Annotated in this window: 10 protein-coding genes; 7 read left to right on the top strand and 3 right to left on the bottom strand. The window is 68.8% G+C overall.

All coding sequences use genetic code 11. The features are described 5' to 3' along the window. The first annotated feature begins 3 nt into the window (after positions 1-3). The 7 genes from nuoI to KBI5_RS03690 all read left to right on the top strand — a co-directional run bounded on the left by nuoI (position 4) and on the right by KBI5_RS03690 (position 8,190). Positions 4-657 carry an NADH-quinone oxidoreductase subunit NuoI gene (gene nuoI / locus KBI5_RS03720; protein ID WP_085014314.1) on the top strand — a complete coding sequence of 218 codons (654 nt, stop codon included), beginning with the start codon at positions 4-6 and terminating at the stop codon, positions 655-657. Next, positions 654-1,457: an NADH-quinone oxidoreductase subunit J gene (locus KBI5_RS03715; protein ID WP_011435007.1), complete on the top strand. Its 804-nt coding sequence runs from the start codon at positions 654-656 to the stop codon at positions 1,455-1,457. Before nuoI ends, KBI5_RS03715 begins: the two co-directional genes overlap by 4 nt. Continuing rightward, entirely contained in the window at positions 1,454-1,753 is a 300-nt protein-coding gene (nuoK, locus tag KBI5_RS03710; protein WP_011435008.1) for an NADH-quinone oxidoreductase subunit NuoK, read from the top strand. The genes KBI5_RS03715 and nuoK overlap by 4 nt, the downstream gene beginning before the upstream one ends. Before the next feature lie 190 nt (positions 1,754-1,943). After that, positions 1,944-3,929 carry an NADH-quinone oxidoreductase subunit L gene (gene nuoL, locus KBI5_RS03705; RefSeq protein ID WP_085014313.1) on the top strand — a complete coding sequence of 662 codons (1,986 nt, stop codon included), beginning with the start codon at positions 1,944-1,946 and terminating at the stop codon, positions 3,927-3,929. A 1-nt stretch (position 3,930) separates the two neighbouring features. Continuing rightward, on the top strand, positions 3,931-5,589 hold the full coding sequence (locus tag KBI5_RS03700) for an NADH-quinone oxidoreductase subunit M (RefSeq protein ID WP_085014312.1): 1,659 nt from the start codon (positions 3,931-3,933) through the stop codon (positions 5,587-5,589). A gap of 41 nt (positions 5,590-5,630) precedes the next feature. Further along, on the top strand, positions 5,631-7,166 hold the full coding sequence (nuoN, locus tag KBI5_RS03695) for an NADH-quinone oxidoreductase subunit NuoN (RefSeq protein WP_198537493.1): 1,536 nt from the start codon (positions 5,631-5,633) through the stop codon (positions 7,164-7,166). A 7-nt stretch (positions 7,167-7,173) separates the two neighbouring features. After that, a complete protein-coding gene (locus KBI5_RS03690; protein WP_085014310.1) occupies positions 7,174-8,190 on the top strand; it encodes a polyprenyl synthetase family protein in 1,017 nt (338 codons plus the stop codon). 89 nt (positions 8,191-8,279) lie between these two features. Here KBI5_RS03690 and KBI5_RS03685 read toward each other — a convergent pair whose 3' ends face one another. The 3 genes from KBI5_RS03685 to KBI5_RS03675 all read right to left on the bottom strand — a co-directional run bounded on the left by KBI5_RS03685 (position 8,280) and on the right by KBI5_RS03675 (position 12,828). After that, a complete protein-coding gene (locus KBI5_RS03685) occupies positions 8,280-9,476 on the bottom strand; it encodes a hypothetical protein (RefSeq protein WP_116289834.1) in 1,197 nt (398 codons plus the stop codon). Positions 9,477-9,883: 407 nt separating this feature from the next. Next, positions 9,884-10,945: a 2-oxoacid:ferredoxin oxidoreductase subunit beta gene (locus KBI5_RS03680; protein WP_085014308.1), complete on the bottom strand. Its 1,062-nt coding sequence runs from the start codon at positions 10,943-10,945 to the stop codon at positions 9,884-9,886. After that, positions 10,942-12,828, bottom strand: coding sequence for a 2-oxoacid:acceptor oxidoreductase subunit alpha (locus KBI5_RS03675; RefSeq protein WP_085014330.1), 1,887 nt, complete (start codon positions 12,826-12,828; stop codon positions 10,942-10,944). Before KBI5_RS03675 ends, KBI5_RS03680 begins: the two co-directional genes overlap by 4 nt. Positions 12,829-13,129: the final 301 nt, after the last annotated feature.

The raw sequence follows: 13,129 nt of genomic DNA, 5'->3' as shown, positions 1-13,129 counted from the left end.
GTCATGGGGATCCTCGACCCGTACAAGGGGTTCGGCGTCACCTTCGGGACGATGTTCAAGAAGCCGACGACCGAGCAGTACCCGGAGGAAAAAAAGGAGACCGCTCCGCGTTTCCACGGCCGTCACCAGCTCAACCGGCATCCCGACGGCCTGGAGAAGTGTGTCGGGTGCGAGCTGTGCGCCTGGGCGTGCCCGGCCGATGCGATCTATGTCGAGGGCGCGGACAACACCGAGGCCGAGCGGTACTCCCCGGGCGAGYGGTACGGCCGCGTTTACCAGATCAACTACCTGCGGTGCATCCTGTGCGGGCTGTGCATCGAGGCCTGCCCCACCCGGGCGCTGACGATGTCCAACGACTACGAGCTCGCCGACGACAGCCGACAGGATCTGATCTTCACCAAGGAACAGCTGCTCGCTCCGCTGCGCGAGGGTATGGAGGCGCCGCCGCATCCGATGCGGCTCGGCTCCAGCGAGACCGACTACTACACTCGCGACCCCGACGCCCCGCTGCCCTGGCAGGCCTCGGGGCAAGAGCAGGTCGCGGGRCAGGCCGCGGAGCTGGAGGCAGCAGACGTCATTGCCCGGCGGACGGCGGGCGAGCACTCCCGGGCGGATGAGGTTCCCGCCCACGGCGCCGGTTCGGAGCGACCACGATGAACCACGAGATCCTCGCCGCGGCGGGGGACATCACCAGCACCTCCACCGGTGAGGCCGCGACCTTCTGGATTCTCTCGCCGGTCGCGGTGCTGGCCGCACTCGGCATGGTGATGGTCCGCAGCGCCGTGCACTCGGCGTTGCTGCTGGTGGCCAACCTGTTCTGCGTCGCGGTGTTCTACCTGATTCAGGAGGCACCGTTCCTCGGGTTTGTGCAGATCATCGTCTACGCGGGCGCGATCATGGTGTTGTTCCTGTTCGTGCTGATGCTCGTCGGGGTCGACTCGTCCGACTCGTTGGTGGAGACCATCCGTGGTCAGCGCCTCGGCGCGATCGTCTTCGGCCTCGGCTTCGCGGGCCTGCTGGCCTTCCCGATCGGTTCGGCGATCGACGGYGGGAGCGCCAAGGGCCTGTCCGAGGCGAACACCGGCGGCAACGTCCAGGCGATCGGCCGTCTGCTGTTCACCGACTACGTCTTCGTCTTCGAGGCGATCTCGGCGCTGCTCGTCGTCGCCGCGATCGGCACGATGGTCCTCGGCCACCGGGAACGTGAAGGCGGCCGGATCAGCCAGCGGGAGTGGATGCGGCGGCGCTTCACCGAGGGCCGTCAGGTCACCCCGTTGCCCGGGCCGGGCGTCTTCGCCCGGCATGACTCCGCCGACACGCTAGGGCTGTTGCCGGGCGGCGGGCGCGCCTCGGGCATCGGGGGCGTCCCCGGGACGCCCGACGAGCCGGGCGGCGGCATCTCCCGGGACGCGGACGGCTCGGCGCCCGTCGGCGCCGGTAAGGGGGACGGTCGATGAACCCCGCGAACTATCTGATCCTCTCCGCGCTACTGTTCACCATCGGCACGGTCGGGGTCCTCGTCCGGCGCAACGCGATCGTCGTGTTCATGTCGGTGGAGCTCATGCTCAACGCCGTGAACCTGACCCTGGTCACGTTCTCCCGCATTCACGGGACCCTCGACGGGCAGATCATGGCCTTCTTCGTCATGGTCGTCGCCGCGGCCGAGGTCGTCATCGGCCTGGCCATCATCCTCAGCATCTTCCGAACCCGTCGCTCGGCGTCGGTGGATGACGTGAACCTGCTGAAGTACTAGATCCCAGCCAAGCACGAGTACGAGCGCGAGCACCAGATCTTGACCAGCACTCCCACCGCGGACCGGGTCGGGTGGACTCTCCGGTCCGCTCCCGCCGCCGGAACGCGGCTGCGACCGGCCGTCGGCCACGGAAGAACGGACGACACTGCAGTGACGCATTATCGCCAATGGCATCCGCGGCGGAGTCGCGATGAACGCTGACCCGCTTCTGCTCGCTGCCGCCGAACATGGCGGCAGCAAGATCCATTATGCGGCCGCGTCGKGGGTCTTCTCGCTGACCTGGCTGCTCATCGCGCTTCCATTGGCCGGAGCCGCGGTGCTGTTGCTCGGCGGTCGGCGGACCGACGGGTTCGGGCATCTGCTCGGCACACTGACCTCCGCCGCCAGCTTCGTGATCGGTCTGGTGCTGTTCGCCGGCCTGCTCGACCGCCCCGGTGACGACCGGGCGCTGTCCCAGCAGCTGTACTCCTGGATTCCGGTCAACGGTTTCCGGGTGGACGTCGGTCTGCTGGTCGACCAGCTCTCGGTCGTCTTCGTGCTGCTGATCACCGGGGTCGGGACACTGATCCACATCTACTCGATCGGCTACATGGCGCACGACCCGGCCCGGCGGAAGTTCTTCGCCTACATGAACCTCTTCCTGGCGTCGATGCTGCTGCTCGTCCTGGGCGACAACTTCCTGTCGCTCTATGCCGGCTGGGAGCTGGTCGGGCTGTCGTCCTTCCTRCTCATCAAGTTCTGGGAGTACAAGCCGGCCGCCGCCACCGCGGCGAACAAGGCCTTCTACATGAACCGGGTCGGGGACGTCGGGCTGGYGCTCGCGATCATGTTCATGTTCGCCACCGTCGGGTCGACGAGCTACGCCGACGTGTTCGGCTCGGCCGCCGCGGGCGTCATCGGTTACGGCACGATCACCGCGATCGCGCTGCTGCTCCTGCTCGCTGCGTGCGGCAAGTCCGGCCAGTTCCCGTTGCAGGCCTGGCTGCCGGACGCCATGGAGGGCCCGACCCCGATCTCCGCGCTCATCCACGCGGCGACCATGGTCACCGCCGGGGTCTATCTCATCGTGCGGGCCGGGCCGATCTTCAACGAGACGCAGGCCGCCCGTACCGTCGTGGTGATCATCGGGGCGGTCACGATCCTGATCGGCTGCGTCATCGGCTGTGCCTACGATGACATCAAGAAGGTGCTGGCCTACTCGACAGTCAGCCAGATCGGGTACATGTTCCTCGCGGTGGGGCTGGGACCGGCCGGCTACGCGATCGGCATCATGCACCTRCTCGCCCACGGCTTCTTCAAGGCCGGTCTGTTCCTCGGATCCGRCTCGGTGATCCACGCGATGAATGACGACCAGGACCTGCGTCACTACGGCGGGCTCTGGCGGTATATGAAGATCACCTGGGTGACCTTTGGTGTCGGCTACCTGGCGATCATCGGGTTCCCCGGGTTCTCCGGCTTCTTCACCAAGGACCGGATCATCGAGACCGCCTTCGACAAGGGCGGGACGTCGGGATACCTGCTCGGCTCGATCGCGCTGCTGGGCGCGGGCATCACCGCCTTCTACATGTCCCGCCTGTTTCTGATGACCTTCCACGGCAGGCCGCGCTGGACGACGGAGGGCGAGCACGCTCGGCATCCGCACGAGTCCCCGGGGTCGATGACCGGTCCGATGATCCTGCTGGCCGTCGGCTCGCTCCTCGCCGGTGGCCTGTTCGTCCTCGGCCATTCGCTGCAGGACTGGCTCGAACCGGTCGCCGGGGCGGGGGTCGAGGGTGTCCACACCTTCTCGCCGCTCGTCCTCACCCTGCTCACGCTGGTGGTCACCGCCGGCGGCTTTGCCGGGGCCTATGTGCGCTACCAGCTGCGCCCGGTCGAGGCGACGGCCCCGCCGGACTCCGAGGTCACCCTGGCCACCGTCGCCGCCCGTCACGACCTGTTCGCGAACACCTTCAACGAGACCGTCGCGATGCGGCCCGGCCAGTACCTGACCCGTTTCCTGGTCTGGCTGGACCTCGTCGGCGTTGACGGGCTCGTGCGGGGCAGCGCCGCCGCCATCGGCGGCCTGTCGGGGCGGATGCGCCGCCTCCAGACCGGCTTCGTCCGGTCCTACGCTCTGTCGATGTTGGGAGGTGCCGTCCTCGTGGTCGGCGCGCTGCTGCTGGTGAGGGCGGGCTGACATGCACACAGTCCCCTGGTTGACGATCATGTTGATCGTCCCGGCCGCGGGTGCGGTGGTCGTCGCCGCTCTGCCCCGCCGGCTGTCGACCCTCGCCAAGCAGCTCACCCTCGGGCTCTCGCTGGCGGTTCTGGTGCTCGCGGTCCTTGCGACCGCGGCCTACAACCCGGACAAGGCCGGCTTCCAGTTCGCCCAGTCCTACGACTGGATCAAAACCTTCGGCATCTCCTACTCGGTGGGGGCCGACGGCATCTCGCTGGTGCTGATCCTGCTTGCCGCGCTGCTGGTGCCGGTCGTGGTCCTGGCGTCCTGGGACGAGGCAGGCGCGGATGGCGGGACGACCGGTGCGACGGATCCGACCGGCGCGGCCGCCGTCGGCGCGGCCGCCGTCGGGGTGGACGGCGCCGGGGTGGACGGCGCCGGGACGCGGAGCAGGCGGTCGGTCCCGGCGTTCTTCGCGCTGCTGCTGGCGCTGGAGGCCGGGATGATCGGCGTGTTCGCCGCTACCGACGTCTTCCTGTTCTACGTCTTCTTCGAGGCGATGCTCATCCCGATGTACTTTCTCATCGGGAGCTACGGCCCGGTCCGGGAGCAGGCCCAGCGCTCCTACGCGGCGGTCAAGTTCCTGCTCTACAGCCTCTTTGGCGGCCTGCTGATGCTCGCTGCCGTGATCGGACTGTACGTCGTCTCCGCCGACAACCTCGGCAGCGGAACCTTCGACTTCGCCACCCTGCGGCAGATGGACATCACCCCCGGGGTGCAGAAGCTGCTGTTCCTCGGTTTCTTCCTGGCGTTCGCCATCAAGGCCCCCCTGTTCCCGTTCCACACCTGGCTGCCCGACGCCGGCGCGCAGTCGCCCACCGGCGGCGCGGTGCTGCTGGTCGGGGTGCTGGACAAGGTGGGCACGTTCGGACTGATCCGGTACTGCATCCCGCTGTTTCCCGACGCGGCCGACTACTTCGCCCCGCTGGTGCTTGGTCTGGCGGTGATCGGCATCTTCTACGGCGCCCTGCTCGCCATCGGGCAGCGGGACATGAAACGGCTGGTCGCCTACACCTCGCTGGCCCACTTCGGCTTCATCGCGCTGGGCACCTTCGCCTTCACCTCCCAGGCGGGCAGCGGCGCGGTGCTTTACATGGTCAACCACGGCCTGTCCACCGGCCTGCTTTTCATGGTCGTGGGCTTCCTGGTGGCGCGCCGCGGCACTCGTGACGTCGGTGCTTACGGCGGCCTGGCCAGGGTGACGCCGGTGCTTGCCGGGGTGTTCCTCGTCGCCGGACTGTCGTCGTTGGCGTTGCCTGGAACGAACAGCTTCGTCAGCGAGTTCCTGGTGCTGGTGGGGACGTTCACCCGGAACAGGCCGCTGGCGATCGTCGCGACCACCGGCATCGTGCTGGCCGCGATCTACATCCTGTACCTCTACCAGCGGACGATGACCGGACCGGTGGTGCACGAGGAGAACAAGGTCCTGGTCGACCTCAGCCTGCGCGAGAAGCTCGTCGTCGCCCCGATGGTCGCGCTCATCGTCGCGCTCGGGGTCTACCCCAAGCCGCTGCTCGACATCATCACGCCGACGGTGACGGCGACCTACGCCGATATCGGCAAGTCTGACCCGGCTCCGACGCACTCGGTGGCCGCGGAGTCCGGAGGCCACTCGTGAGCGCCACACCCGACCTTCTCCTGGCGCAGGGATCGAACCCGATGATCACACCGCCGTCGATCGAGTACTCCTCGCTCAGCCCGATCCTGATCGTGTTCGGGGTCGCGCTCGTCGGGGTGCTCGTCGACGCCTTCGCCACGAAGCGGGCCCGGCGGACCTTCCAACCGATCCTGGCGGGTGCGGGCTTCGTCGCCGCGCTCGTGGCCGTGGCGGTGCTGCACGGCCGGCAGGCCATCCTCGCCTCCGGTGCGCTGGCGATCGACGCGCCGACCTTGTTCATGCAGGGCACGATCCTGGTCTTCGCCCTGCTGTCGGTGCTGCTGGTGGCCGAACGCCAGCTTGACTCGTCCGGCGGGGCTATTGTGGCCTCGGCCGCGATCACCCCGGGCTCGAAGGGATCGACGGCGCAGCAGACCTCGGCAGACGTGCAGACCGAGGCGTATCCGCTGATGGTCTTCTCGGTCACCGGGATGATGCTCTTCGTCGCCTCGAACAACCTGCTAGTGATGTTCGTGGCGCTGGAGATCCTCTCGTTGCCGCTGTACCTGCTGGCCGGGCTCGCCCGGCGCCGTCGGCTGCTGTCGCAGGAAGCGGCGATGAAGTACTTCCTGCTCGGGGCGTTCTCCTCGGCCTTCTTCCTCTACGGCGTCGCGTTCGCCTACGGATTTGCCGGYAGCGTGGAGCTCGGGGCGGTCGCGGACGCGGTCAGCAACGCCGGTGCGAACGACACCTACCTCTATCTGTCGCTCGCGCTGCTGGCGGTGGGGCTGTTCTTCAAGATCGGCGCCGTGCCGTTCCACTCCTGGACGCCGGACGTCTACCAGGGCTCGCCGACGCCGGTTACCGCGTTCATGGCGGCGGGGACGAAGGTCGCCGCGTTCGGTGCCCTGTTGCGGGTCTTCTACGTCGCCTTCGGAGGGCTGCGCTGGGACTGGCGACCAATCCTGTGGACGATCGCCATCCTCACCATGGTGGTCGGCGCGGTGCTCGCCCTGACCCAGCGTGACATCAAGCGTATGCTGGCCTACTCGGCGATCGCGCACGCCGGGTTCCTGCTGGTGGGCCTCGCCGGCACCAACACCGACGGCCTGCGCGGCTCGATGTTCTACCTGGTGACCTACGGCTTCACGACGATCGCCGCCTTCGCCGTGGTCTCCCTGGTCCGTACCGGCGACGGCGAGGCCGGCGACCTGTCCCAGTGGCGGGGGCTCGRCAGGACCTCGCCCCTGCTGGCCGGGACGTTCTCGTTCCTGCTGCTCGCGCTCGCGGGGATCCCGCTGACGAGCGGGTTCACCGGGAAGTTCGCGGTGTTCCAGGCCGCGATCGCCGGGGACGCCACCCCGCTGGTAGTCGTTGCACTGGTGTGCAGCGCCATCGCCGCCTTCTTCTACGTGCGGGTCATCGTGCTGATGTTCTTCTCCGAGCCGCTTGCCGAGGGACCGGTGGTGGTGACCCGCCCGACGCTGACCTTCGCCGCGGTCGCCATCGGTACCGTGGCTACTCTTGTACTGGGAGTAGCGCCACAGCCACTCCTGGACCTCGCGACGACCGCCGCGACGTCCGGCTTCGTACGCTGACGGTGGTATGAGCGCYATCGGGCTGGACGTCGTGGGGATCAGGACCGATCCTGATCTGGAAAAGGCCGTGCGGGTGGGTCTCGCCCGGGTGGAGGATCTGCTGCGCGAGTCGGTGCGCAGCGAATCCGCCTTCGTGACCGAGACCTCCCGCCATCTTGTCGACGCGGGGGGGAAACGTTTCCGTCCGATCGTCGTGCTGCTGGCGGCGCAGTTCGCCGATCCCGAGGCCGTCGGCGTGGTGCCGGCGGCGGTGGCGATCGAACTCACCCATCTGTCGACGCTCTACCACGACGACGTGATGGACGAGGCGCCGCGGCGGCGGGGAGCGGCCTCCGCGAACACGCGGTGGACGAACACGGTCGCCATCCTCACCGGGGACTACCTGTTCGCCCGCGCTTCCGACATCACGGYGGACCTCGGCCCGGAGGCGACCCGCATCCTCGCCCGGACGATCGCGACCCTGTGCGAGGGGCAGATCCGGGAGACCGTGGGCCCGGCGCCCGGGCAGGACCCGGTCGAGCACTATCTGCGGGTCATCACGGACAAGACCGCCTCGCTGATCGCGACCTCGGGTCGGCTCGGTGCCATGCTGGCGGGCGCGGACCCGATCACCGTCGATACCCTCGCGACCTTCGGGGAGCTTTTCGGGGTGGCTTTCCAGCTGTCCGACGACATCATCGACGTTGCCTCGGACCCGGTGGACTCCGGCAAGACGCCCGGCACGGATCTGCGGGAGGGAATCCCGACCCTGCCGGTGCTCTACGCGCTGCAGGCCGACGACCGGGCGGCGGGACGGCTCCGGGAGCTCAYCACCACCGGATTCGCCCCCGGCGACGGGAACACGGAGGACCGGGTGGGCGAGGCTCTCGATCTGCTACGCGGCCACGTGGGCATGGCCCGGGCCCGGGCGGAACTTATCTCCTGGTCGAGCCGGGCGCGGGAATGCCTCGCGTCGTTGCCGGACAACCCGGCGAAGACCGCCTTGGAGTCCCTCGCGGACTTCGTGGTTGACCGCACCGGCTGAGCGTGGTGTGGGGAGCGCCCGGAAATCCGGCGACCTGGCCGCATCTGGTGAGATCCGGCCAGGTCGCGAGGTCGCCAGGTCGTCCTGGGTCAGTGTCCCGACGCGACCGCCGCCGTGGCGGTGCTCGCGGACTGCGTACAGGTGTATGTGGTTCTGRCTGGGTCGGCGTGGCCCTTCGTGGCACCGGTCTGCGTATCGAAGAATGTCTCGAGCAGCGGAGTGACGTCGATCGGCGTTGGATGGAACGGCAGGGAGCCACCGGCCGAAGTCGGCGTCGGGCTCGTTGAGGGGGTCGGGTCGCCCCACGGCCACGAGTCGGTCGGCGACGGCGATGTCGTGGCCGCGCCGGCGCTCTCCGTCGGACTGGGCGCGATGGTACGCAGGTCGGTGGGGCTCGTGCTGGGTGAGCTGAGCTCGTCCCGCGGCGTCAGTGGCACGATCGGGATCGGCGAGGTGCCGGGGCCCAGATAGGCCTCGCCGGTGGCGTGGGAGGAACCTGACCGCCCGGACGGACTACCGGGGTGGGCGCCCAGGCCGGACTGGCTCGTGCTCGGCGCCAGCAGCGCCTGGGACGGAGTGGGCAAGGCGGCCTGCGGACGGTCGCGGGAGGCCTGCGTCTGGGAGGAACCGAAGGCGGTCCCGCCCGTGTACTGGACCCGAGGCGCCTCGCCGGCGTTCGGGCCGGTCGTGGCGCCCGTCGGATCGCCGCCCAGGGCTACGCCGGCGACCAGCGCGGACAGCCCGGCGAGCGAGACGGTTCCCGCCGCGGCGAGCCGCACCCGCCCGCTGCTTCGCCGATCGGCTGGTGCCCGGTGCGCGCCGGGCATCCGGCCGGGGCTCCCGGCGGACGGGTTCGTCGGATGGACGTCGGCGGGCCGGTGGCTCGCGGCGGGGGAGGCGGGCCCGGGAACGTGGAAGGGATTGTAGAGGGTGCCGAGGGTGCCGCCGGCTTGCACCCCGGCGGCGGCTGTCGTGGCTGTCGTGGCGAACCGTGGCCGGCCGGTCCGGGACAGCGTGTCCAGCGGCCGGCGACGCTGGGCGGCATCGCCGACCCGRCTGGCCGTGGCCTCCCGGGCCCGGCGGGCGGAGGTGCTCACCGACAGCGGGCCGGTAATCGTGTCGAGCTCGCCGGGTGGGGCGACCGGGGGCCGTGGCGGGGTCGGCGGTGGGAACGACGCGGCCGCCGCGGTGGAGGTCGTCGGCGCCGCGGCCGAATGGCGGCCGGTGGCCTGCCTGGCGGCTCCCTGGCGCTGGCGTGAATGCCGACCGGCCGAATGATTACCCACGGCGACCTCCGGGAGCGGTCCGGACGACGACGCCGACCGAGCCGCGGGGTTGCCCGGCGCGACCGGCCGTGATCGGAACGGTCATGTTGATGGTGCCCCTGGGCGAACGCGGACTCGCCACGGACCGCGGGCATAGGKCTCGATGAACCCGCACTGCGCCTCCGGCTGCATCGGTGTTGTGAGCCCCCCCGGGCCACACGGCACCCCCACGCGCGATGTCACCTTACCGGAAGGTGCCGGAGTGGCGCACTCCCCGGCAGATAGCTGCCAAGCAGCATTATCAATGACATAGTTCTGTGGTAATGCGGGCTCTGCCCGGCCGTCTGGGGCGCGGGGCCGCGCGCACGCCCCGGCCGGCCGGGCCACGGGCTGTGGAGTGCTGATCAGATCAGCGGACGGCTTTCAGATCACTCGATGGTCCAGGTCTCCCCACCAGCGACCAGCGACATCAGGTCCCCGTCGCCCTGGCGGGTCTTGGCGTCGGCGATCTGGGCGTTCAACGCCTCGTCGTAGGTCGGCGCGTCGACGTCGCGGAAGATGCCGATCGGGGTGACGCCGTGCGAGTCACCGGTGAGCCGGGACAGCGCGAACGCCTGGCTCGGATCGGCCGCCCAGGCGTCGTGGACGAGGACGTCCGGGCTGCCCRCCGGGACCACCTCGAGGCTGCCGTCCGGCGCCCGTCGAATGGCCTTGTCGCCCTCGGTGCCGAAGACGAGGGGCTCGCCGTGGGCCAGCTTCAGCGTCACGTCGTCCCGGCTGGTCCGGTCCTTGAGCGGGTCGAAGGCGCCGTCGTTGAAGATGTTGCAGTTCTGGAAGATCTCCACGAAGGCGGTGCCGGGGTGCTCCGCGGCCGCGCGCAGCACCGAGGTCAGGTGCGCCCGGTCGGAGTCGATGGACCGTCCGACGAACGTGGCCTCCGCCCCCAGCGCCAGCGACACGGGGTTGTACGGCCGGTCCAGCGAGCCGAACGGCGTCGACTTGGTGATCTTGCCGATCTCGGACGTGGGGGAGTACTGCCCCTTCGTCAGTCCGTAGATCCGGTTGTTGAACATGAGGATCTTCAGGTTGACGTTGCGGCGCAGCGCGTGCAGCAGGTGGTTCCCACCGATCGACAGGGCGTCGCCGTCCCCGGTGACGACCCAGACCGAYAGGTCGGGACGGGAGGCGGCGAGCCCGGTGGCGATCGCCGGTGCCCGGCCGTGAATGGAGTGCATCCCGTACGTCTGCAGATAGTACGGGAACCGTGAGGAACAGCCGATTCCGGAGATGAAGACGATGTTCTCCCGGGCCACCCCGAGATCAGGCAGGAACCCCTGGACGGTGGCGAGAATGGCGTAGTCGCCACATCCCGKGCACCACCGCACTTCCTGGTCGGAGGTGAAGTCCTTGCGGCTCTGCTGGGCCGGCGCGGCCGGCACCAGGTCGAGCAGCCGGTTACTGATGYCGCTGCGATTCGTCGTGACGGTCACTGGTTGATCACGTCCTCCAAGACGCCCGCCAGCTCCGCGGCCTTGAAGGGCAGCCCGCGAACCTGGTTGTAGCCGATCGCGTCGACGAGGTACTCGGCCCGGATCAGGGTCCTTAGCTGCCCGAGGTTCATCTCGGGAATCAGCACCTTGTCATACGACCGCAGGATGTCCCCGGTGTTGGCGGGGAAGGGGTTGAGATGACGCAGGTGTGCCTGAGCGACGTGCATGCCCTTGGCGCGGACCCGGCGGCAGCCGGCCGCGATCGGGCCGTAGGTGGAGCCCCAGCCGAGGACGAGCAGCCGGGCCTGCCCGGACGGGTCCTCCACCTCCAGTGGCGCGACATCGTTCGCGATACCGTCGATCTTCGCCGCGCGCAGCCGCACCATCCGGTCGTGGTTGGCCGGATCGTAGGAGATGGCACCCTGGCCGTCCGACTTCTCGATGCCGCCGATGCGGTGCTCCAGGCCCGCCGTGCCGGGGACTGCCCACGGCCGGGCGAGGGTCTCCGGATCACGCAGGTAGGGCCAGAACTCCGGCCCCTTCGGCCCGGTGTGGTTCGGCTCGGTGGCGAAGGCGACGCTCAGGTCCGGCAGCTCCGAGCGGGTCGGCAGCAGCCACGGCTCCGAGCCGTTCGCCAGGTAGCCGTCGGAGAGCAGGAACACCGGCGTGCGGTACTTGGTAGCCAGGCGGGCGGCCTCGATCGCGGCGTTGAAGCAGTCCGCCGGGGAGCGCGGCGCGACGATCGGAACCGGAGCCTCGCCGTTGCGGCCGAACATCGCCTGGAGTAGATCGGCCTGTTCGGTCTTGGTGGGCAGGCCGGTGGACGGGCCGCCGCGCTGGATGTCGACGATCACGAGCGGCAGTTCGAGACTGACCGCGAGGCCGATGGTCTCGCTTTTGAGCGCGACACCCGGGCCGGAGGTCGTCGTCACGCCGAGTGATCCGCCGAAGGAGGCACCGAGCGCGGCGCCGATGCCGGCGATCTCATCCTCGGCCTGGAAGGTCCGCACGCCGAACCGCTTGTGCCGGCTCAGCTCGTGCAGGATGTCCGAGGCCGGGGTGATCGGGTAGGAGCCGAGGAACACCGGCAGGCCGGTCAGCTCGCCGGCGGCGATCAGACCGTAGGACAATGCCGTGTTCCCGGTGATCCGTCGGTAGGTACCAGCCTTCATCCGGGCCGGCGCCACCTCGTAGGTGACCGAGAAGGACTCGGTGGTCTCGCCGTAGTTGAAGCCGGCACGGAAGGCCGCGACGTTCGCCGCGGCGATCTCGGGCCGTTTGGCGAACTTCTTCTCCAGGAAGCCGACGGTGCTCTCGGTCGGCCGGTGGTACAGCCAGCTCATGAGGCCCAGGGCGAACATGTTCTTCGCTCGTTCGGCCTCCTTCTTGTTGACCCCGGCGCCGACACCCTCGGCGGCGTGCACCGCGTTGATGGTCATCGAGGTGAGCGGCACCCGATGCACCGTGTAGGCATCCAGCGTGCCGTCGGTCAGCGGATCCGTCGTATAGCCGGCTTTCTTGAGGTTGCCGCCGGTGAATGCATCGGTGTTGACAATGAGATTGGCCCCCGGCGGCAGATCCTTCAGATTCGCCTTCAGGGCCGCCGGGTTCATTGCAACCAGTACGTCCGGTGCGTCACCCGGGGTGAGAATGTCGTGATCGGAAAAATGTAGCTGGAAGCCGGACAYACCGGCCGGCGTGYCGGCTGGGGCGCGGATTTCGGCAGGGAAGTCCGGAAGCGTCGACAGGTCATTGCCGAATGCTGCCGTCTCGCTGGYGAACTGTTCTCCGGTGAGCTGCATACCGTCGCCGGAGTCRCCCGCGAAGCGCAYGACGACCCGGTCGAGCCGGCGGGTCTCCCTCTCCCTGACCTGCTCTGACACCTTCAGTGACCTCCTCGGGTACCGTTCCAGCCTACCGGCCGTATCAATGATGCGCGCGCACCGTGCCGCCGAGTTCGATCGCTCCATCCTCGTCGACGATCGACGATCGACCTCGGTCTCCGTAGCCGTCGCGCCGTATGGTGATTGTTTGCCAACTCTACGTATATAGTCTTTGTCGTTGCGATCGTCCGGCTGGCGTGTCTTGACCCTGATATCGCYGGTCAGAAGGGGTGTACCGCCCGATGGAGGTGATCGGCCGGATCCGGTTCAATGCGCTTCCGGTAATGCTTTCCACAATTTC

This window comes from Frankia sp. KB5 (assembly GCF_002099325.1).
Classification (GTDB): Bacteria; Actinomycetota; Actinomycetes; order Frankiales; family Frankiaceae; genus Frankia; species Frankia casuarinae.
The sequence above is the reverse complement of the archived record's forward strand: the minus strand, read 5'-3'. Positions and strand labels throughout refer to the sequence as shown.